This window comes from Litoribacter ruber (assembly GCF_018449405.1).
Taxonomy (GTDB): domain Bacteria; phylum Bacteroidota; class Bacteroidia; order Cytophagales; family Cyclobacteriaceae; genus Litoribacter; species Litoribacter ruber.
The window spans coordinates 179913-202302 of the sequence record NZ_JAHCMY010000002.1; the positions used below are offsets into that span (position 1 = coordinate 179913).

Sequence of the window (22390 nt, forward strand, 5' to 3'; positions counted from 1 at the left end):
AGTAGGTTACTTGTTCTTAAGGGTCAGATAGTTTAAGATTTCCTGAGTGGTAAACCATTCCCCCTTCTTGCATAATCTCTCCACCTCTTCTGCCACCCGCTTGATCTCTTTGGGGCTATACGGATCCAATGGACTCAGCAGGTTGTTAAGCAGGTCCTCGAGGTTGTGGATAATTTCTTCATCATCGATTTCGAGTAATCTCTGTACTATGGTTAGTTTTCTTGCGGCTATATCCATGGCTATTGTGTTACTTGGGTTAATAAATGGATAAGATAATAACCTGTAATTCAGAGGGAATGTTTTTGAAAATTGTACTATGTACTAAGTATAGTTTAAGGTTTAAAGTTTAAAGTTAATGAACCATAATCCTTAAGCTTTAAACCATAAACCTTAAACCATAACCCATAAACAATCCCGCAGGGATGATAAGCCTTAAACTATCTCCTGATACATCTCCTCTAGTTTACTCACTGCCACTACCTTGATGTCAAACTTGCTCAAATCCACCCCCTTGATTGCATATTTTGATACCACGATCTTTTTAAACCCAAGTTTGGCGGCTTCTGAAATGCGGCTTTCCATGCGGTTTACCGCGCGGATCTCGCCTCCGAGGCCAACTTCACCGGCAAAGCAGATTTCGTGGCTAATGGGGTTGTCCTCATAGCTTGAGATGAGGGAGGCGCACACGGCAAGGTCTAAGGCCGGGTCGTCGACTTTGAGGCCGCCTGCCACGTTGAGGAAGACATCCTGCTGGCCAAGGCGCATTCCCCCACGTTTTTCCAGTACAGCCAATAACATGTTCAGCCTTTTGGAATCGTGACCCGTGCTGCTCCTTTGGGGAGTGCCGTAGGTAGCAGGGCTGACCAGGGACTGTATTTCTATCAGCAATGGCCTGTTTCCCTCCAGCATGGCGCCAATGGCTACCCCATTGAGTTGTTCTTCACGTTGGGATATCAGGATCTCTGAGGGGTTGGAAATTTCTCTGAGGCCTTCTGCGCGCATTTCATAAATCCCCAGCTCATGGGTGGAGCCAAAGCGGTTTTTGGAGGTGCGCAAAATCCGGTAAGACATGTGCCTGTCGCCCTCAAACTGAAGCACGGTATCCACCATATGCTCCAACACCTTTGGCCCCGCAATGCTGCCATCTTTAGTGATATGCCCCACCAGAAAGACCGGAGTGCCTGTTTCCTTAGCAAATTTCATCAATTCCCCCGTACACTCCCTTACCTGGCTCACCGAACCTGCAGCCGACTCCACATGACTACTGTATAAGGTCTGTATAGAATCAATCACCAGCAATTCGGGTTTTAGCGCTTCCACTTGCTGGAAAATCTGTTGGGTGTTTGTTTCTGAGAGCACAAAGCAGTTTTCTGACTTGAATGGCATCCTGTCGGCTCTCATCTTTATCTGCGATTCACTTTCCTCACCGGAAACGTAAAGGATTTTCTGTTGGGTGAGGGTAAGGGCTATTTGGAGCATGAGGGTTGACTTCCCTATTCCCGGTTCACCGCCTATGAGTATCAAGCTACCCGGCACAATGCCGCCGCCAAGTACCCGATTGAGTTCATTGTCATCGGTGATGAGCCTGGGTTGTGCCTCAAAATTGACTTCGTGGAGCTTTTTGGGGGTAGTGGCCCTTTTCAGCTTGGTGGGTTCCTGTTTCCAGTTGCCACGAGGGTTGTCGTCTTTGTGGATAACTTCTTCCACATAGGTGTTCCACTCCCCGCAGGCCGGGCATTTCCCCACCCACTTAGGGGACTGAGCACCGCAATTTTGACAGAAAAAGGTTGTTTTAGTTTTAGCCATAATTTATAAATGGTCACAAAGTCACACAAAGTTTGGCACGAAGTCGCACAAAGTTTTTTATGAATTAAAGTGGTCATGAAGTCGCACAAAGTTAGGCACGAAGTCGGACAATGTTTTAAATGGTCACATCGGGATCAACTCCCCCTTTAAAGGGGGCAGGGGGGATGTGAAACGAAAATATAAATGGTCACAAAGGGCACAAAGTTAGTCACGAAGTCGCACAAAGTTTTTATTTTTAATAGAATAGCCAGTTAGATTGGTCACTGAGTTTCACAGAGCTTTGACGCTCTTTTTCGTTACCTCGACTGTAGCTTTTGCGGAGTGGAGAGGTCTCGTTTCAGCGATTTCGCTGGGTGAACCTTTCAAGTGGCATATAGAAGCGGTGGTCCTCCGATGTACTTAGTACCTAGTACCTAGTACATCAATCAATGCGCTTCCAGCCAATCCTTCCCAGTCCCAGTTTCTACTACCAGCGGGACTTCGATGGTGATGGCGTTGGCCATGAGTTCGGGAATGTGTTTTTTGAGCAAATCCACTTCGTCTTTATGGGCATCAAATACAAGTTCATCGTGTACCTGCAGGAGCATTTTGGATTTGAGGTTGTTTTCCTGCATCCAGTTGTGCACCTGAACCATGGCCACTTTGATCATATCCGCGGCGCTTCCCTGTATGGGGGCATTGATGGCATTTCTCTCGGCAAAGCTTCTCATGGTGGCGTTTCTACTGTTGATATCTCTCAAGTAGCGCCTTCTGCCCAGGATTGTTTCCACATATTCATGCTTGTGGGCTTTTTCAATACTGGCATCCATGTATTTTTTGACGGCCGGAAACTCTTCAAAGTATGCCTTAATAATATCACTCGCCTCTCCGCGCGGAATATTGAGGCGCTGGCTCAGGCCAAATGCTGAGATCCCATAGATAATTCCAAAGTTGGCTGTTTTGGCTTTTCTCCGCATATCTGAAGTCACCTCCTCCAAGGGCACCTTGAAGATCTTGGCAGCCGTGGTGGCGTGGATATCCCTGCCCAATCTGAAGGCCTCTATCATCGATTCGTCCTTGGCAAAGGAAGCCATGATTCTCAATTCAATTTGGGAATAATCAGCCGCCAAAATCACATAGTTTTCATCTCTTGGTACAAAAGCCTTACGGATTTCACGCCCCCTTTCCGTACGGATAGGGATGTTTTGCAAATTGGGGTTCGTGGATGAAAGACGTCCTGTGGCCGTTACGGTCTGGTTATAGGAAGTATGTATTCTGCCGGTTTTCTCGTTGATTAGAGCAGGCAAGGCATCCACATAGGTGGACTTAAGCTTCACCAGCTGTCTGTAATCCAAGATTGCCTGTGCTATTTCGTGTTCGTTGGCAAGTTTGCTTAAAACCTCCTCTCCGGTGGCATACTGGCCCGTCTTGGTTTTTTTGGCTTTAGGATCAAGGTTCATTTTGTTGAACAGTATTTCACCAAGCTGCTTGGGAGAAGAAAGGTTGAATTGCTCTCCGGCTATTTCGTACACCTTTTGCTCAATTGTTTTGCTCTCCTGCTCGAGTTCTTTGGATAGCTCGGCCAAGCTCTCGGTATCTATTCGGATGCCCTCAAATTCCATTGCCGCCAACACCTTGATCAAAGGGACTTCCACGTCATAGAGGAGCTTTTCGAGTTGGTTTTCCTTGATCTTGGGATCTAGGACATGCTTTAGCTGCAAAGTAATATCCGCATCCTCTGCCGCATAATCCGCGATTAGATTAGCATCCACATCGCGCATGTTCCCCTGGTTTTTGCCCTTCTTTCCGATAAGTGTGGTGATCGAAACAGGCTTATAATTTAAATACAGTTCGGCCAGCCAATCCATGGAATGCCTGCCTTCCGGGTCGATGAGGTAATGGGCCAACATGGTATCATAGATAGGCCCTCTAAGCTCCAGGCCGTAATTTTTAAGCACAAGAAGGTCATATTTGACGTTCTGACCGATCTTGGTGATTTTTTCATTCTCAAATATTGGTCTTAGCAGCTCCAATAAGGCCTTCGCTTTCTCCTGATCTGCCGGCAAGGCTATGAAAAAAGCCTCAAGGCTCACATAGGCAAAAGATATCCCTACCAGTTCCGCAGCATTTGGATTCAGTGAGGTGGTCTCTGTGTCAAAACACAGCTCTTCCTGCGCCTCCAGATAAGGCAGAAGCTCCTTGATTTCTTCTTCCGTTTGGATCAAATGGTAGCTGTGTGCGGTAGTTTCGAGGGTTTGGATGAGCTTTGGCGTTACCGGTGCACTTTCTTTTTCCTCTTCTTTGGGCTCATCCTGGCCAGTGAAAAGGCCCAATTGTTCATTTACGTTGATCTGAGGTTTCTTCAGGCCCTCCCCAAACACCCTTTTGCTAAGTGTTCTGAATTCCAGTTCCGCAAAGAGAGCTTTTAGCTTTTCCTCATTCGGCCCATCATAAGTATAATCTTTCGGATTAAATTCAATGGGTACTTCCTGATTAATGGTTGCCAGTTCCTTGGAAAGCAGGCCTTGCTTGCCAAAATTGATTACGTTTTCCTTTTGCTTGCCCTTGAGTTGGTCCGTATTATTGAGCAATTCCTCAAGGGTTCCGTAGAGTTTAAGGAGCTTGGTGGCTGTTTTTGCACCTATTCCGGGGATTCCCGGGATGTTATCCACACTGTCGCCCATAAGGCCCAAGATATCCCGCACCTGGTCGGGGTTTTCGATATCCCATTTTTCGCACACCTCTTTGGGGCCCAGTATTTCCACCGAATTGCCCATAAAGGAAGGCTTATATAGAAATATATGGTCCTCGACAAGCTGGCCGTAATCCTTGTCAGGAGTCATCATATACACCTCAAAACTTTTGTATTCGGCTTTTTTGGCAATTGTGCCGATGATATCATCCGCCTCATAGCCATCCAGCTCCAACACAGGGATATTAAAACCCTGCACGATTTCCTTCACCCAAGGGATGCCTACCTCAATATCCTCCGGCTGCTCGAGCCGATTGGCTTTATATGCCTCAAACTGCTCATGGCGGAAGGTAGGGGCCTTGGTGTCAAAGGCTACCGCGATATGAGTTGGCTTTTCCTTTTCGATCACTTCCAGCAAGGTGTTGGTGAATCCAAGCATGATGCCGGTATTGAGTCCTTTTGAATTGATTCTGGGGTTTTTGCTGAAGGCAAAATGGGCTCTATAGATAAGGGCCATGGCATCCAGCAGAAATAATTTCTTACCGCCTTTTTGAGACATATTGGTTTTTTTCGGATTGGTGATAGGTGGGCTAATTTACGAAAAGGAAAGGGGAATTGTATTGCAGGGGGATATGATAATTATCGCCGGTGGGGAGTGGGGAAATAAATTTACCTGATTGATTTATTGAAAATGAACGGGTTGTGAAATAATTTTAGAATTTCATCAAAAATATTTTAGCCGATTATGGAAATGGTCTGATTATTGAAACTATCCCTAAATATAAATAAACAATGTATTTTCTGCATTTTATAATTATAAAAAACCTAATCACCATGAAAAAGATAGCATATTTTTTATCAGTATTGTTTTTGATGACGGCATTTGTGCCAGCTGCTGTGGGTGCTCCTACTAAGGATAAAGAGAAGAAGGAAATGACTGCGGCAGAGAAAGAAAGGCTTGTTGAAATTGAAAACAGAGTAGAGGAAATCAAAGCGATGGATTTCGCTGATATGTCCAAAGAAGAGCGTAAGGATGTGAGGAAAGAGTTGAAGGAAATGAACAAAGAGGCCAAGCAGCTTTCTGGCGGTGTTTACATTTCTGTGGGTGCCATTATCATTATCTTATTGTTATTGATTCTATTGACCTAATAACCACTTATAACCAATATACTTATGAAAAAAATAGCATATTTATTATCGCTGATGATGTTGTTCACTGCCTTTGCTCCAGCTATGGCAGCAGACAAGAAAGAGAAGGAAAAACTCGAATTGACTGCTGAGGAGAAAGAAAGGATGACGGAAATCGAAAACCGCGTGGATGAGATCAAGGCAATGGATTTTTCGGATATGTCCAAGGCTGAGAAAAAGGAGGTCAAAAAGGAATTAAAAGAGCTTAACAAAGAAGCTAAGCAACTTGCCGGAGGGGTATATATCTCTGTCGGTGCGATCATCCTGATCTTGATTTTGATCTTGATATTTGCCTAATATTTTCTGAAAGTTATGATAGGAATGAAGCCGCCCAAGGAATTGGGCGGTTTTTTTGGTTATACACGGTTAATTGGCCAGAAAGGGCACGGGATATTAATGAGAAATAAGAAATGAGAAATTAGGAATGGAGAATGAGATTGCTGCGGTTCATTAATAATTCCTAATTATTAATTCTTAATTCTAATGGGAAATTAGGAATGGAGTATGAGTTTGCTGCGGTTCATTAATAATACCTAATTATTAATTCTTAATTCTAATGGGAAATTAGGAATGGAGTATGAGTTTGCTGCGGTTCATTAATAATTCCTAATTATTAATTCTTAATTCAAATTGGAAATGAGGAATTAGGAATGGAGAATGAGTTTGCTGCGGTTCATTAATAATTCCTAATTATTAATTCTTAATTCTAATGGGAAATTAGGAATGGAGTATGAGTTTGCTGCGGTTCATTAATAATTCCTAATTATTAATTCTTAATTCTAATGGGAAATTAGGAATGGAGTATGAGTTTGCTGCGGTTCATTAATAATTCCTAATTATTAATTCTTAATTCAAATGGGAAATTAGGAATTAGGAATGGAGTATGGGGCGGAATATCATTTGATAACCAATAGATACATTTTCTTTACCTTCCGGGATATTTGCTTCGCCCATGCAACGCACCCGCTACGCTCATGCAACTGACCTGCGACGGTTAAAAGGCGTCCCAAATGTGTTGCATCTGTGTTGCGGATAAGTTGCATAACACATGCAATTATCCCAACGGGTTAAAAAAGGGACTACCACGGCTTCTTCGCAGAAATAAGGGGCCACAAAGTACACGAAGTTTAAAAGAAGTTGCACAAGGGCCACTTCGCGGAAACAAAGCGACAACATAGTATCGTAGAGATCACTCTAAAGGGGGGACTAACATACATTCCTAACGTGAGTAAAATTCCCCCTTTAGGGGGCTGGGGGGCAGAGACGGGGACCATAAAACGGAAATGCATTTCCACCCCAAAATGGTGTAAAATAAGCACTGTCCTAGAAATACTTGGTACCTGGTACTTTGTACCCATTTAAAAATACGAAATACTGAAATTCCAACAAGTTAAAAAAATCTTATATTTTATCTAAATGGTTCTAGATATTCCCCAATTTGTGGAATTTATCTCCCTTTTATGTTATTTAATCGGCAAATAAAGCTGATTTTGATGGTTTTGAATATTGGATGATTTTATGTTAATGATTGGTTTTAGAATGAAAATTCAAAATTATATTTGTTTAATTCTGTTAACGAGAAAGGATTGGTCTTAAAGGGTGTTAAAAGCTTGACAATCCGACATCTCTGGCCTAATATTCTCGTTACTATGGGTACAAACCAACTAAAAAGGAGGAAGCCATGAAGAAGTTGATATATATATTAGTCGCAGTATTTGGAGCAGTTTTGATGACCTCATGTACAGGTTCAGCCCGAATTGCGGGCGGTGGTGGAGTAGGATATGGATATTATGATGATATGTATTTTTACGGCCACCCGGGAGTTTATAGAAATACTGTGATTGTCGATAGAAGACCTGTAATTATTAATAACCGTAACAACCGTCAGAGTAATCGACAAGTTGCCCCAAAAAATAACGCTAGGAGAGAAGCCAGAAGAGTTCAGGCTACCCAAAACCAAAGACAGGGTAATGCCAGAGTAAATACCAGGACTAACAGTAATGTTAGACAAGCCGCTCCTAGAACCCAAACCAGGACTGCAGCGCCAGCCAGGAGTACAAGAAGTACTGGTGGCGGTACAGTAAGATCCGGTAGAGGTGGAAGATAATTCGCGTTGCTAGTGAAATGAAGAGGAATTCCCTGAGCCATTTTGGTTCAGGGAATTTTTTTATACTGTAAAAAATTTGCCACAAAGGGCACAAGGGAATTGCACGAGGTAGTTTATAATTCAGCCACGCTTTTATAATTATGAATTATGAATTATGAATAATGAAATATGAATAATGAAGTATGTTCACGTTTCACTGATGCCCCATCTGAAGAGCGCAGCTCTGAAGGAGGGCGGCGAGAAATAGTGCTGTGGATTATTACATTTCTCCGTCCAAAATGCCCCAAAAACCTCTGATGCTGTGAAATTACTTAGTACATAGTACATAGTACCTAGTACAAATCACTTTTCCTCATATAGCTCTCAACCCTCCTAGCCTTTAGAAAAGATAACGTCAATGGCACAATCCAGATCAGTTCATTAAAAAATAGGTGAAAACCGGTGCGTTTGTTCCAGCCTAGGGTGTCCATGAAGACTACGGCGAACCAGATGGCCATGATGGCCTTTCCAGCGATGCCGATTAATGTCAGCCATTTCCAGTTGATAGGGTAGAAGCCGGAAAGGAAGATCAGCGTACCTACAATCAGGCCCACACTTCCATATAAATTGGTGCCCAGCCCCACATCCTGACCTGGATTCATGGCAAGCCAGCCAGTGAGTGCCTCTCCAAACCATTTAAAAAATGCACCCCAAGCGACCGTATACATTCCTGTAATTAATACTATACCACGCATGGTCATGCTATATTGGGGAAAAGGGGCTTGATTCATAAAGGTTTAAGGTATCGATCCCGAAAATTAGCGGGATCTTTTTTAGGTTATTTATACTATATTTATTCCGGTAATTCCGAGAAAGCGCAAATTACAAAGTATCTAGAAAAGTTGTGTCCTTGGGCTGTGGATTATGTGTAAATCTAAAAATTAAACGATGAAGAATAAAGTGATTACCATGGTATGTGTCGGAGGTGTTGGTTTCTTGGGATTGGGTTTTATGCTGGGGAAAAATTACGAGAAAATTTCCACTGAGACCATTTCCCACGCCGAACATATTTTAGGGATGTCTTTCAGCCCTGCCGAAAAAGACAGCATGATAGGCAATCTCGAGCGGCAACTCCAAAGCTATGAGGCCTTAAGAAAATACACCCTGCCTAATGAGGTGGCACCTGTAATGGCATTCAACCCCTTGCCCAAGGATTTTTCCCCGTCTATTGACCAGCAAGCCTTAGATTGGAATTTTGGACGCAAAAGTGTATTGGAAATCAATGAAATAGACATAGCTTTTACTCCGGTCAGCACTTTATCCACATGGGTCAAAAATGGGGATATTACTTCCGAAAAATTGACTTCAATCTTTTTGGAAAGGCTTAAAACACATGGGGATACGCTTCAATTGTTGATAACTTTGATGGAAGACGAGGCTCTGGAGCGGGCAAGGGAGATGGATAGGGAAATTCAAGCGGGAAATTATAGAGGTCCCTTACACGGGATTCCTTACGGGATCAAGGATTTGTTTGCAGTCAAAGGGACTAAAACAACCTGGGGCGCCACACCTTTCAAGGATCAGGAAATCGATGAGACGGCCACCGTAGTGGAAAAGTTGGACGAGGCAGGAGGGGTGCTTCTTGCAAAATTCACCTTGGGGGCTTTGGCAATGGGTGATGTCTGGTATGGTGGGGTTACCAAAAACCCGTGGAATTTAGAGCAAGGTGCGAGTGGTTCATCAGCTGGCTCAGCATCTGCGGTAAGTGCGGGCTTGATTCCTTACGCCATCGGAACAGAGACGCTTGGGTCAATCGTTTCGCCCTCTACTCGGAACGGAGTTACAGGCCTTCGTCCCACTTTCGGCAGGGTGAGCAGGCATGGCGCCATGGCTTTGTCCTGGACTATGGACAAAGTCGGGCCAATTGGAAGAACGGCTGAGGATAATGCTATCGTATTGGCAGCAATTAATGGAAAGGATGAAAAAGACCGGAGTACTATTCAAGCTGCATTTAATTATGATGCTGCCAAATCTGTCAAGGATCTGAAGATTGGTTATTTCGAGAAGTTTTTTGAAAAGGCCCATGAAAATGACAAGCGGGTTTTGGAAGATCTGAGAGAGCTGGGTTTGGAGCTTCATCCTGTTGAACTGCAGACAAGCGTTGATCCATCAGGGATGAGTATAATGCTTATGGCGGAGGGGGCTGCAGCATTTGATGAGCTTACAAGGAGTGGTAAAGATGATTTACTGGTGGCCCAACACAAGAATGCCTGGCCTAACCTATTTAGGGCAGCGCGATTTATTCCTGCTGTGGAATATATCCAGGCCAGTAGGCAACGGGCCATATTAATCGATGAAATCCATGATCTTTTTAGCGAGTATGATGTTATTGTGACGCCCACCTACGGAGGCAATCAGCTGCTGATAACTAACCTAACTGGGCATCCGGCTTTATGTATGCCAAATGGTTTCGGGGAAAACGGAAGCCCTACTTCCATCACATTTTTAGCGAATCTTTTTGATGAGGAAAAGCTGATAATGCTGGGGAAGGCTTATCAGGAAAAGACGGAGTGGGAAGAAAAAAGACCGCCACTTTTCATTGAAAATTAAATCGAAAAAGCCTGCAAGGATTATTTTCTTCCAGGCTTTTTTAATTGCTCAAACCTAAAGCAATCCACCAAATGATCATTGATTAAGCCCGTGGCCTGCATGTGGGCATAGAGAATGGTGGAGCCCAGAAATTTGAATCCCCGCTTTTTCATGTCTTTTGCCAAGGCGTCGGACTCCTTGCTAGTGGCAGGCACCTCCGCCAATGATGGCCAGGAATTGTGGATAACTTGGTTGTCGACAAAGCCCCAAATGTAATTGGAAAAGGAACCGTGCTCATCCTGGACTTCCATAAAACGCTTGGCGTTGTTTACGGCTGCCTTGATTTTCAGGCTGTTTCGGATGATTTCTGGATTTTTTATCAAGTTATCCACATGCTCATCAGAGAATTCCGCCACTTTTTGATAGTCAAAATCCGCAAAGGCTTTCCTGTAGCCTTCACGTTTTTTGAGGATGGTGGACCAGCTCAGTCCGGCTTGGGCCGATTCGAGGACCAGAAACTCAAAGTGAACCCGGTCCTCATATACCGGCACGCCCCACTCTTCATCATGGTAGCGGATATATTCTTCAAACCCCAAACACCAAGGACATCTGTTTTTGCTCATGGCGTATATTTTTGGATAAAGCTTTTCAGTCCCATCACGTTGATGTTTTGGTCGATGGGGAAATCATCCCCTCCCCTGTAGATTACCACGCCTTCTGCAGCCTGCATATCCTCCATGCTGATTCGGAATCCTTTCGTGATTTTGGGAGCCAGGGAGTTTTTGATTTCCACTGCAACCATTACTTTCCCGGATTTTACCAGTATCAAATCGCACTCAGAACCTTGGTGGGTTCTGTAATAGAAGTATTGGTAGGCATCACCGAGGCAGTTGATGATTTGTTCAATCACAAAACCTTCCCATGAAGCCCCGACCAGCATTTTGGTCTGCAATTCCTCCAAGGCTTTGATGCCGGCAAGGGCATGCAAGATACCGGAATCCCGGATATAAACCTTTGGGCTTTTTACTAAACGCTTTTTAATATTATCGTGGTAAGGCTGCAGTACCCGAATCATAAACGAGCCTTCCAGAAACTCCAAGTATCTATTTACGGTCGGCCGCGTTAGACCGAGCGCTCTTGATATCCCGTCTCCATTCCATATACTTCCCTGGGCATGGGCCAAAATCATCCAGAATTTCTCCACCTGCCGAGGATCAGTGTTCAAGCCGAGCATCCCCAGGTCTCTTTCGATGTAAGTTTTAATGAAGTTTTCTCTCCAAATCAAACTGACCCTTTCCGAGCTTGCCAAGAACGAAAGTGGAAAACCTCCCCTCAGCCACAAGGTATCCATTTGGTCCACTTCCTGTACGGTAAATGGCGGCAACTCAAGGTACCCAATCCTACCAGCCAGAGAATCTCCACTGTTTCTGATAAGATCGGGGGAGGCAGACCCCAACAGGATAAACCTTGCCGGCACCCGGTTTTCGTCAATTAAGCTCCTCAATTCGGCAAAGAGTTCGGGCATAAACTGGATTTCATCGAGGATCACAGTTTTATCCTGGTGAGTTTTCAAAAACAATTCCGGATCCGATAGCTTAAGCCTGTCGCTCGCTTTTTCCAAGTCGATATAAAAAGCTTCTCGATCAAGGTTAAGGTTTTTGACGAGCGTAGTTTTCCCCACTTGCCTCGGTCCTAAAATGCCAACGGCAGGGAAAATACTCAAAAACTCCTCGAGGAGCGGAAAAATAGCACGATCTTTAACCATGACAAAGCTGTTTGACTTTCGATTTTCATGGTAAAGATACAAAATTATCCATGAAAATCGTAAGTCCAACTTTCGATTTTCATGGTAAAATTATTTTTTATCCATGAAAATCGTAAGCCAAAGTTTCTATTTTCATGGATATTTCCTGCGTTTGTCAAAAGCTTTTACCAAAACCTATACCTCCTGAAGGTATAAATCTTGGTGCTGGGCCGTCGGGGGCGTATACTTCGTGAAAGGGGTAAGTTGTATTAAATCGATATAGTGGCGTGAAAGCTACTTTAAATAAAAAACCTTTGGGGCTTTCATAGCGGTAGCCCAACCGAGCCGTGGAATAATGCTCAAAATAAGTTCGTTTGTCTGGAACCATAAAATTTAAAAAATCCTCTTCCCTATAAAAGCCCGTGTACCCCAACCCAGTCTCTAATGAACTATTGCCTCCTCCAAAATAGGCCAAGATCATGACAGGTATGCCGGTTGCATTTCTACCCACACTGGAAAGGCCAACTGATGGGCTCAAAAACACCTTTTCCGTGGCTAATATATTGCGTTCATAATTGATGGAATAGAAAAGTCCATTGCCTAAGACTTCACCATAAATGCTATTTCGGAATTTTTGGGCATGGCTACCGTAGGCCAGACTCATCAAGAGGATAATGAAGAGTATTTTTATGCAAGATTTCATAATATGTGTTGCAGATACATACTATAAAATTAGTATAAAATTCCAGCTATTCAAGACCTTAGCCTAAAAAGTAAAAGTGTGGGTCCTAACGGATTCGAACCGATGACCTCTGCTCTGTCAAAGCAGCGCTCTAAACCAACTGAGCTAAGGACCCTGGAAGATGGAATACGGTGGCAAATGGGGCACCCGCCACGGCGGGGACACAAACCTGTCTGACGGCAGTCAGGGTTTAAAAGAAGTTCCACAAAAATTGAATGGCTTGCAAAACGTATCAAGTAAAATTAGCTGGTAACACGGGAGACCGAAGTTCGAAGGTATTTATTGTATTGGTGAAAATATAGCGTTGGCCAATATCAATTTTCCGTTTTGCCAGAAGTTACGGAAACTTGGATTATCCACAAAGTATACTATTTGACCTTTGCCGATTTTTTCAGTCCCGATTACAAGGGATTCGGCAACTTTTTCCTTGGCTTTATACCCCACAAATCCCGTACGATGGCTTTCCGTGCCAATAATCACCCCAACATTGTGCCCTTTCTGAAGATAGGAGTATCTATTGTTATTGTTTTTCAACGTATAATAGGTGTCACCTAGACCGTAAGAAAGGGGATGAGTTTTGTCCATCTTCACTTCATATACAGCTCCAGTAATGTTGTCGGAAATGGCCATGCGTTCTGCCTCTTGGAATGGAGAGGTCTGGGCTTCCTTTTCCCACTTCTTAGATTTCTCCTCCCATTTTTTCTTCTCTTCCTCAGTGGCATAACTTTTCAAGCCAAAACCCTCTTGATCAGCAAAAAGCTTTAAGGCGCTTTCCATGGCTATCAACTTGCCGCCATTCTTCATCCATTCCTGAAGTTTTTTGGTCAACTTTTCCTCCTTGGTATTGTAGTTTCCTGCAGGGAGTATCAACACCGTATATGAAGAAAGGTCTACATTTTCTAGTTGTTCTTTTTCCAACGTAACGAGTGGATAATCAAGTTCCTGCTCAAAGAAGTGCCATATTTCTCCATAATTAAGTGAAGAGGTGCCTTTTCCACCTACTAGGGCCACTGTTGGAGGTTTGATATAGTGGACGTGGGGAGAACCGAAATCCTTACCCTTATCCACAAAACCGGTTTGGGTGGTGGAGAGTTTGACCTCGTGCTTGTTGGCCAATTCGAGTACCTTCTCATCAAAATCCCTCTTGGTTTCATTGCCTCTTCTAGTTATCAACAATGAGCCAGCAGGATATTTATTTTCTCCAATCTCAAATTCATAACCCGTATTTCTCACCCTGATTTTTTCGTTTAGCAGGGCGGCAAGGAAGGCTGCGTGGGCAGTATTATCCCAAGGTGCGATATACGCCAATGGCTCCCCATCTAACGAATTCTGCTCAAAAGCTGGCTTTTCGAAAGTTCCTGATACCTTTAAATTGGTCTCCAAGGCATATGCATCCAATCCATAGGCGTAAGGAAGTGCCCAGCTGGTGATGTCATAAGTAATGCTGTCGGCCAATACGGGATTGGGTTCAAAGAGTATTTGTGCCAAAATGGACTTGGGCTGGTCGGCACTGATCAGGATGTCATTTTCCTCAAGATTAAAGGACCGGTTTTCGCCACTTTGGAAATGGTAACCCCTCAGGCTTCCACGGCTGCTGCCTTTCCCATACTGGATCCCGTTTTTATCAAGTAAATCCAGCAGTTTTGTCAGATTGCTTGGGTTATCCACATTTTTGATGACAAAGCTTTTATATTTTCCTGCTGGGGCGGTTTTGCTTTCCGTGAAATAATCCTGGAAGGAGGAAAGTACTTTATCCACATTTTCGGACGTGACCTCCAAAATCGCCAAGCCTGTGGTGTGGTGGTGCTCTATTCTATCTTTGAGGGTTAGCGTATCACCTTCTGCGGTCAAAACCCCTACTCCGGCTCTGCCTGAACCGCCCTGCTCTATGGTCATTCCGATTGCCCCATTATACATGGGATAGCTGTCTCCATAGCTTGGGTAGAGGATGTCAAAGCGCTCTTTCGTAAAATAAAACCAGTTTTCCTGATCAAAATATTTGGCTATGTTTCTTCCCACCATGTTTTGGAATTCATGCTGAAAGGGCGAAAGCTGCTTGTGCAGAGGCTCTGCCGCCGGGGGGAAATAGTAGGGAGAGTCGATGTTCTGCTCGTGAAAATCGGTGTGCACATGCGGCATCCACTGGTTGTAAAGGGCAATTCTGGCTTGAGATTCCTTTTGTGTTTGCCAAGCCCAATCCCGGTTGAGGTCAAAAAGGTAATGGTTGGGTCGGCCGCCCGGCCAGGGCTCGTTGTGCTCCATGGATTGTTGGTCGGGCTGCAGGCGTTTGTTCATCTTTTGGTTGTACCACTGGGCATAGCGGTCGCGCCCGTCGGGGTTGATGCAGGGATCCATGATTACCATGGTATTTTCCAGCCATGCTTTGGTGGTTTTATTTTCAGGATTTACCAGTTCAAACAGGGTTTTCATGGTGGCCTCTGAAGATACAGCCTCATTTCCGTGCACGTTGTAGCTCAGCCAGTTGATGGCGATGTTGGTGTCGGGGTTCCCTTCCATCATGCCTGTCCGGCGGAGATTATCTTCCCTGATCTGCTCTTTGTTACGGATATTTTCAGCCGAAGAGATAAAAGCAACGATAAGTGGTCTTAGCTCATAGGTTTCTCCATAATGATACACTTCCACATTTTCGTTTTGTTCTGCCACATGTTCAAAGTAGGCGACAATTTTATGGTGAGGGGTAAATCTTTCACCCAATTCATAACCCAAAAATTCTGCGGGGGACTTTGTCTGTGCAAAAAGGCTCGCTTGCAAAATGGAGAATGTGAGTAACAGTAAAGTTTTTTTCATAAGGAACGGGTAAAGCTGGGATTGGCCAGAAAATCAGCACAAGATAATGGCTTTCCATAAGGCAATCAAACCAGCAATCATAAAATGCTACAATAAAATGGGAGAAAATAAACATGCAAGGTAATAAAGGGTTAAGATGATTACCATAAACCATCCAAGCATGAAGAATATTTGCATCATCGGCGGGGGAGCCTGCGGCGTGGCGGCCTTTATTGAACTTTTTGTCCAGATTAGCACTCAGAAGTTAGAGGATCAACTTAGCATTACCATAATTGAAAAATCAAAGAAAGTCGGTTACGGGCTGGCTTTTGGCACCACGGAAAAAAGCCATTTGCTCAACACCCAAGCCGAACTGATGGGGATTTTTGCCGATGAGGTGGAGCACTTCAGTGAATGGCTGCATGACAATGCCTATAGGGCGCGGGGACGCGTGGAGGAGGAAAACGGGGATATAGACCATGCTTACACCTCCAGGATTTTGTACGGGGATTACCTTCACGAGCAGTTTGCTTCCCACCTTAAAAAAGCCAAATCCATCAACCTGAATGTGGAATTGGTCTGTGACAGGGCTGATGATATTGAAGTGGACGGGGAAAGGTTTAAGGTGATTTTGGAAAAGGGTAACCCCATCCAAAGCGATTATGTGATATTGGCACTGGGCAATCCAGAGGCTACAAATTTCAAGGATTTTCAACGTTATCCACATTTCATTAATTCACCTTGGCCAGCGCATAAGATGTTGGAGAAGATTGATAAAAAGGCCCATGTGGGTATCCTGGGGACAAGCCTGAGCTCCATAGATGCGGTGGTAGCCCTGATGGATCATGGTCATGAGGGAAAAATCTCCCTGTTCAGTCCCGAGGGAATGTTGCCAAGGGTGCAGCCAATAGAAAACAATGAGATTGTGAGATCATACTTGACACTTAAAAATGTGCATATGATCAAAAGAAAGCATTTTCGGGCACCAAAGGTAAAGGAGCTGTTTAGGCTTTTCATGAGGGATGCCGAAAATGTCAAAAAAGGACCCATTGATTGGAAAGAGCAGGATAGGCTGGGCAAAAAAGCCGATGATTATCTGGCCAAAGATATTGAGCTTGCCGAAAACGGTGGAGATGCTATTTTGAACGTAGCTTATTCCTTGAGGTATGACGCGGCGAAACTTTGGAGCTGGCTTTCTGAGGAAGAAAAAAACCGTTTTAAGAAATGGCTCGGGCCGCACTGGGCTGTCAATCGGCATGGGATGCCTTTGAGCAATGCCAAAAGACTTAAGGCATTGATGGACAAAGGTGTTTTGACCGTCCATGCCGAAATCGGGGATATTAACCCACATGAAAATTCATTTGAAGTTGAATTTGGAGAAAAAGGCAAAAAGACTGTGGATAACTTAATCAATGCCACCGGTAGCCCTTCCCAAGTGGAAGATATGGACTGCACATTGACTGAAAACCTCCTGAAAAAGCAACTTATCCACCCCTATCCCTCAGGAGGCATATTGGTCAATGAGCTCACTTTGGAGGCAATCAATAAATCCAAAGTCTGCGGTATCTATGGTACGGGGCATTTGCTTAATGGAATGATGCTGGATGTAAATGCGGTCTGGTATAATGTGAGATCCATTGCCGCGCTATGCCAAGATATTTTATTTAAAGCTCGGTATGGAGAAAATTGCTGAGTTTTTGGGCGGAATTGGTCCCTACTTATTGTTTTTACCTCTTGGTTTTTGGCTTAGTAAAAAGGAATGGGTACCCAAGAAATACATTACAAGCCCGCTAATCTATGTCTTGATGCCAGTCTTGGTCGTCAATCATGTATTGGAGGCCGAGGAGGATACCATCATGGTATTGCCCGTGATGTCCTTTTTTCTGGCTTTGCTGATGAATGTACCCGCTTTACTTGCAAATAAAACTTTTGCCTCAGAGGAAAATCCATACCTGGTCAAAAGCTCGTTCTCATTCTTTAATGTAGCGTTTTTTGGGATTCCTACCGTGATGGCCCTTTTTGGCGAGCAAGCCGTCACAAGCCTGATTACCATTTATGTGGGTACCGCGCTATATGGTGATTTAATTGGCTACTATCAGGTGTCCAAATCCAAAAATGGCACGAAGGAGTCGATCATCAAAACCTTGAAGGTTCCGTTTCTTTATGCTTTTATTATTGCCGTGATTTTGAAAGTATTAGATGTGGGGCCGCCCGAGGAGGCTGAGCCGGTGACTGATGTTTTTAGCTATATTGTGTCGGCTGCTGGTATGCTCATCATCGGAATGAATGTCAGCAACTTAAAAATCAAGGGTATTGACTGGAAATACCTCAACAAATTTATGGCTTTGAGAACTGTGGGAGGAATAATCATCACAGCAGCTATATTGGCTTTAGAGTATGCTTTTGTGGATAAATTGGATGAGGAGGAAAGGCAATTGCTGGCCCTTATTCCCCTTTTTCCAATTGCAGCTAACATAACCGTTTTTGCCTCCTTTTTGGGAAGTAAAGAGAAAGAATCAGGGTTGCTGGTTCTTTATTCCATGGCAGTCAGTCTGGTGTTGATCTGTATAGCTATACAGTTTTTCTAATGTTGCCTCCAAGGAAATTCATCCTCTGGCATCACAATCCACAGAATGACATAAACCAAGATGCCCGGGAAAGCCGCGCTTATAATGGAAATCAGAATGTAGCCAATGCGGACCGCGGTGGGGTCCCAGCCAAAATATTCGGCAATGCCGCCGCATACTCCAGCAAGCATTCTCTCATTTAAGGATCTGGTGAGTCTTTTTCTCATACTTCAATAATTATAGATTTTTGATAACCTCTTTTTTGGGCAGGCGGATGCTCCACATTCCTCTTAGATCCCCTTCTGTGTGGCCTGTGGCTTTATCTTGGGGGTAAAGTTGGTTGATTTTTGCCAAAACATCCGGGGCTATATCGCTTTCCGGGTCGCCATGGCAGTTAAGGCAAAGCTGACTTGGGATGGTAATCGCTTTAGTATACAACAACACCTGGTCGTTCTCGATTTTTTGGATATTGGGCTCACTTTTTATGTCGTTATCCACATTGTACTCGTAGGCCGAAAGGAGCATTTCCTCATCTTGGTCCGGTCTGTCATTGGGGTTCCTGTATCTATTGGAAACCCTCCTAATCTTGGCATTGTATTTCTGTCCGACACTTTCCAAAAGTGGCAAGGCTTCCAGGTTACAAAATTCAACCGCTCCCGCTACCCCACTTTCCTCAATAACCTTGGTGAGCGTGGCCATCAATTCTTGCTGGGCTGCCGTGCTGATCTCATCTCCCATTTCGAAGGCTTTTTGGGTCACCTCAGCCTCATTGACTTTCCTTACCTCACGGTCCCTTCTTCCGCTTTCATAATCTTCTCTATTGATTCGCCTATTGTCATCACAAGCGGTGAGCAGGGCTATAGCCAATAGTATGATTTGAATTTTCTTGTTCATGTTTTGGTCTCTATGAGCAAATAAAGATAGCAGATAATCTTCAAAGGTCAGAATTGGGTTTCCAGATTCTTTTGATAGCCTTCGGTATACGACTTATTTTCTTAATTTTGCAAGTTCAAACTACAGAAAACATGCTTGATAAGTTAGCAGCGATTAAGGAGCGATTTGAAGAAGTGGGCCAGTTGATCATTCAGCCGGACGCCATGTCGGATATGAGCAAATATACCAAGCTGAGCAAAGAATATAAAGACCTGGAGAAGGTGGTGGCCGTGTATGATGAGTATAAGCTGGTCATGGACAACATCAAGAGCTCCAAGGAAATATTGGACAAGGAAAAGGACCCGGACTTCAGGGAAATGGCCAAAGCCGAACTGGATGAGCTTCGGGAGCGTGAGACCGAGCTGGAAAAAGACCTCAAGCAGATGCTGATTCCAAAAGATCCCAACGACTCCAAAGACTGTATCTTGGAGATTAGAAGTGGTACAGGAGGGGATGAGGCGGCTATTTTTGCCGGTGATCTTTTTAGGATGTACGAGCGCTTTTGCGAAAAGCAGGGTTGGAATCTTACCGTATTGGATTTAACATTTGGCTCTTCGGGTGGTTATAAAGAAATAATCAGTACCGTGACAGGGGCTGACGTGTACGGTATGTTGAAATATGAATCCGGTGTGCACCGGGTACAGCGTGTGCCGGCCACGGAAACCCAGGGTAGGGTGCACACTTCCGCCGCTACGGTGGCCGTGCTCCCTGAAATGGAAGAAGTGGACGTCAACATCGACTTGAATGATGTGCGAAAAGATACCTTCTGTTCATCCGGTCCGGGGGGGCAGTCTGTAAACACCACCTATTCGGCGGTCAGGCTTACCCATATTCCGACTGGGTTGGTAGTGACCTGTCAAGATCAGAAGTCGCAGATCAAAAACTTCGAGAAAGCGCTGAAAGTACTTCGGTCCAGGATTTATGAAATTGAGCTTGCCAAACACAATGAGGCTGTAGGGGCGCAAAGACGCTCTATGGTGGGAAGCGGTGACCGTTCGGATAAGATCAGGACATATAATTACAGCCAAAGTCGGGTAACGGATCATAGGATCAATAAAACGGTCTACAACCTTCCTGATATCATGGACGGTAATATTGAGGAGTTTATCTCAGCTCTCCGTTTTGCTGAAAATGCTGAGAAGATGAAGGGTGGCGGCATGGAAGATTAAGTTTTGTTGCCAAATTAAATAAGGATTAAAGCAGCTTGCCGTTATTTCTGTAGAACTTTGTAAACCAACCTTACACTTACTATATGAGAATCACCGGAGAAAATGGAGTCAGCTTGACCACTTGGAAAGATACACATTTTCATAAACTATATCCTTTGGCCAACAACCCCAAAATTGCACAAAATCTAAGGGACAGTTATCCTCAGCCATACACCATCCACGACGCAAGATACTGGATAGAGTACAACCAAAAATTCAACCCTCCTCAGAATTTTGCCATAGAGCTAGATGGTCAATTGGTGGGGTCGGTGGGATCTGAAAGGGGAAAGGATGAACTCAGGCCCAATATGGAGGTCGGTTTTTGGATTGGGGAGCCTTTTTGGGGAAAAGGGATTGCTTCGGAGGCGGTGAAGATTTTCACGGACTATTTATTCAGCAAATTCGATGTCCACAGAGTTTTTTCCCAAACCTACGATTTCAATGTAGCCTCTATGCGGGTATTGGAAAAAGCGGGATTTCAGGCTGAGGCGATTCTTAAGAATGCCTTTATCAAAAACGGTAAAATGGGAGACCTTTTTCAGTATGTGCGATTGAGGGAGACGGAAAAGATTTAAGAAAAGGCCTGCTAACTGCAGGCCTTTCTTTTTATAGCGTATTTAGATTTGCTCTAACGCTTGCTCAATATCCCAAATGATGTCGGAATAATGTTCTACACCAATGGAAAGCCTCACGAGTTTATCGGAAATATGCAGAAGGTCTCTATCCTCATCCGACACATCAGAGTGGGTCATGGTGGCAGGATGCTCCGCCAAGGATTCCGTGCTACCCAGTGATACTGCCAATTTCATAAGCTTGAGGGAGTTTAAGAACTTAAATGCCTCTTTTTCTCCGCCTTTTACATCAAATGAAACCATCGCTCCGGCACAGGAAAGCTGGTTTTTGTAGGTTTTATAAGAAGGGTCGCCCTCTGTAAGGTGACCTAAATAATATACCTTTTCCACTTTTGGATGGTTGAGTAGGAAGTCAGCCACATGCTTGGCATTTTCTGCCTGTTGGGTCATTCTGATCTTCAGCGTTTCCAAACTTCTCATCAGCAACCAGCCTGTCCAAGGTCCTGCCATGTTTCCAAGGAATGTTCTCAGTCTACGCACCCTTTGCATATGGGCACTTTTACCCAATACCGCACCGGCGATAAGGTCACTATGACCGCCAATATATTTAGTGGCAGAATACACCACCAAGTCGGCACCATGCTTCAAGGGCTGTTGCCACAAAGGACCCATGTAGGTGTTGTCCACCACGATCACTACCTCTTGATCAGGTGTGGATAACTCATCAGCGATCTCCTTGCACATCTCTATATCGAAAAGGGCATTGGTAGGGTTGGCGGGGGTTTCTATGTAGATAACTTTTACTTTTGAACGGAGATCTTTGGATTTAATCATTTCCAGAACCTCGTCTTTGGACTGCTCGCTGGTGAAGCCTAATCCATTTATGCCGTACTCAGGCAATACTTTGTTGACAAAATGATCGGTACCGCCGTAAACTGGTTTGGAATAAAGAATGACATCCCCGGGACGCAAAAATTCTAGCATAACCGTAGAAATGGCAGACATTCCGCTTTCAAAAACGCAACATTCGTCGGCTTTGTCCCAAAGGGAAAGTCTTTCCTCCAAAATCTGCAGATCCGGATTGTTCAAGCGGCTGTAGATCAAGCCAAGCTCTTCGTGTGGGTCCTTTTCCCTTTTTCCATAAGCCACTTCAAAAAAAGCTTTACCTTCTTCGGCATTTTTGAATACAAAGGTTGAAGTCTGGAAAATAGGACACTTGATGGCGCCTTCTGATAGTTCTGGCTTGTAGCCATGGGTCATCATTAAGCTCTCCGGATGGAAATCTCTATTATGCATCGTTATTTGGGTTTAATTTGACGCAAAGGACATGATTTTCGGGATATTTTGCAACCCGTGTCATAAAATAATGTCCTGTAAAATAAAGATATGCTTATCTATAATTTTATTAAATTGAAATAAAAAATACATTATTTTAAGCACGCCAAATAAAATTTGGCTAGGCTATTACTTATTTGAGGCGAAACACATTTAATATCG

At 44.1% G+C, this 22390-nt stretch carries 19 protein-coding genes and 1 tRNA gene; 8 read left to right on the forward strand and 12 right to left on the reverse strand.

The features are described 5' to 3' along the window. Window positions 1-6: 6 nt before the first annotated feature. From KI659_RS05535 to polA, 3 genes are all read right to left on the reverse strand, one after another. A complete protein-coding gene (locus KI659_RS05535) occupies window positions 7-237 on the reverse strand; it encodes a hypothetical protein (RefSeq protein ID WP_143959345.1) in 231 nt (76 codons plus the stop codon). Between the two features lie 195 nt (window positions 238-432). Beyond that, window positions 433-1806 (reverse strand): DNA repair protein RadA, encoded by a 1374-nt coding sequence (gene radA / locus KI659_RS05540; protein ID WP_213944368.1) that lies wholly within the window; start codon window positions 1804-1806, stop codon window positions 433-435. A gap of 425 nt (window positions 1807-2231) precedes the next feature. Beyond that, a complete protein-coding gene (polA, locus tag KI659_RS05545) occupies window positions 2232-5036 on the reverse strand; it encodes a DNA polymerase I (RefSeq protein WP_213944369.1) in 2805 nt (934 codons plus the stop codon). Window positions 5037-5311: 275 nt separating this feature from the next. Between polA and KI659_RS05550 the strand changes: the two genes are divergently transcribed. The 3 genes from KI659_RS05550 to KI659_RS05560 all read left to right on the forward strand — a co-directional run bounded on the left by KI659_RS05550 (window position 5312) and on the right by KI659_RS05560 (window position 7772). Continuing rightward, on the forward strand, window positions 5312-5626 hold the full coding sequence (locus KI659_RS05550) for a hypothetical protein (protein WP_213944370.1): 315 nt from the start codon (window positions 5312-5314) through the stop codon (window positions 5624-5626). A 24-nt stretch (window positions 5627-5650) separates the two neighbouring features. Continuing rightward, window positions 5651-5962, forward strand: coding sequence for a hypothetical protein (locus tag KI659_RS05555; RefSeq protein WP_213944371.1), 312 nt, complete (start codon window positions 5651-5653; stop codon window positions 5960-5962). A 1384-nt stretch (window positions 5963-7346) separates the two neighbouring features. Beyond that, on the forward strand, window positions 7347-7772 hold the full coding sequence (locus KI659_RS05560) for a hypothetical protein (protein WP_213944372.1): 426 nt from the start codon (window positions 7347-7349) through the stop codon (window positions 7770-7772). A 332-nt stretch (window positions 7773-8104) separates the two neighbouring features. Here the strand turns inward: KI659_RS05560 and KI659_RS05565 are convergent, their stop codons facing one another. After that, entirely contained in the window at window positions 8105-8542 is a 438-nt protein-coding gene (locus KI659_RS05565) for a hypothetical protein (protein WP_213944373.1), read from the reverse strand. Between the two features lie 157 nt (window positions 8543-8699). On the opposite strand from KI659_RS05565, the gene KI659_RS05570 reads away from it, so the two are divergent. Further along, window positions 8700-10361 carry an amidase gene (locus KI659_RS05570; RefSeq protein WP_213944374.1) on the forward strand — a complete coding sequence of 554 codons (1662 nt, stop codon included), beginning with the start codon at window positions 8700-8702 and terminating at the stop codon, window positions 10359-10361. Window positions 10362-10381: 20 nt separating this feature from the next. On the opposite strand, the gene KI659_RS05575 is transcribed toward KI659_RS05570, so the two are convergent. The 5 genes from KI659_RS05575 to KI659_RS05595 all read right to left on the reverse strand — a co-directional run bounded on the left by KI659_RS05575 (window position 10382) and on the right by KI659_RS05595 (window position 15634). After that, on the reverse strand, window positions 10382-10963 hold the full coding sequence (locus KI659_RS05575) for a DNA-3-methyladenine glycosylase I (protein ID WP_213944375.1): 582 nt from the start codon (window positions 10961-10963) through the stop codon (window positions 10382-10384). Then, window positions 10960-12105 (reverse strand): ATP-binding protein, encoded by a 1146-nt coding sequence (locus KI659_RS05580; protein WP_213944376.1) that lies wholly within the window; start codon window positions 12103-12105, stop codon window positions 10960-10962. Before KI659_RS05580 ends, KI659_RS05575 begins: the two co-directional genes overlap by 4 nt. A 154-nt stretch (window positions 12106-12259) precedes the next feature. Next, window positions 12260-12787, reverse strand: a complete 528-nt coding sequence (locus tag KI659_RS05585; RefSeq protein ID WP_213944377.1) for a hypothetical protein — start codon at window positions 12785-12787, stop codon at window positions 12260-12262. Window positions 12788-12866: 79 nt separating this feature from the next. Further along, window positions 12867-12941 (reverse strand) — tRNA-Val (locus KI659_RS05590). 164 nt (window positions 12942-13105) lie between these two features. Then, window positions 13106-15634 carry a M14 family metallopeptidase gene (locus KI659_RS05595; protein WP_213944378.1) on the reverse strand — a complete coding sequence of 843 codons (2529 nt, stop codon included), beginning with the start codon at window positions 15632-15634 and terminating at the stop codon, window positions 13106-13108. Window positions 15635-15794: 160 nt separating this feature from the next. Here KI659_RS05595 and KI659_RS05600 point away from each other — a divergent pair, with 160 nt between their 5' ends. Then, window positions 15795-17306, forward strand: coding sequence for an FAD/NAD(P)-binding protein (locus tag KI659_RS05600; protein ID WP_213944379.1), 1512 nt, complete (start codon window positions 15795-15797; stop codon window positions 17304-17306). Continuing rightward, a complete protein-coding gene (locus tag KI659_RS05605; protein WP_213944380.1) occupies window positions 17290-18201 on the forward strand; it encodes an AEC family transporter in 912 nt (303 codons plus the stop codon). Before KI659_RS05600 ends, KI659_RS05605 begins: the two co-directional genes overlap by 17 nt. Here KI659_RS05605 and KI659_RS05610 read toward each other — a convergent pair. Together KI659_RS05610 and KI659_RS05615 are read right to left on the reverse strand one after the other, a co-directional pair. After that, the gene (locus tag KI659_RS05610; RefSeq protein WP_213944381.1) at window positions 18198-18407 is read right to left on the reverse strand and encodes a PspC domain-containing protein; all 210 of its coding nucleotides are present in this window, start codon (window positions 18405-18407) and stop codon (window positions 18198-18200) included. The two genes, KI659_RS05605 and KI659_RS05610, sit on opposite strands and share 4 nt — an antisense overlap. A gap of 10 nt (window positions 18408-18417) precedes the next feature. Then, the gene (locus KI659_RS05615) at window positions 18418-19074 is read right to left on the reverse strand and encodes a Tll0287-like domain-containing protein (protein WP_213944382.1); all 657 of its coding nucleotides are present in this window, start codon (window positions 19072-19074) and stop codon (window positions 18418-18420) included. Between the two features lie 131 nt (window positions 19075-19205). On the opposite strand from KI659_RS05615, the gene prfA reads away from it, so the two are divergent. Both prfA and KI659_RS05625 read left to right on the forward strand, forming a co-directional pair. Further along, window positions 19206-20282, forward strand: coding sequence for a peptide chain release factor 1 (gene prfA, locus KI659_RS05620; protein WP_213944383.1), 1077 nt, complete (start codon window positions 19206-19208; stop codon window positions 20280-20282). An 83-nt stretch (window positions 20283-20365) separates the two neighbouring features. Continuing rightward, entirely contained in the window at window positions 20366-20896 is a 531-nt protein-coding gene (locus KI659_RS05625; RefSeq protein ID WP_213944384.1) for a GNAT family N-acetyltransferase, read from the forward strand. Window positions 20897-20938: 42 nt separating this feature from the next. Here KI659_RS05625 and KI659_RS05630 read toward each other — a convergent pair whose 3' ends face one another. Then, entirely contained in the window at window positions 20939-22189 is a 1251-nt protein-coding gene (locus KI659_RS05630) for a cystathionine gamma-synthase family protein (protein WP_213944385.1), read from the reverse strand. Window positions 22190-22390: the final 201 nt, after the last annotated feature.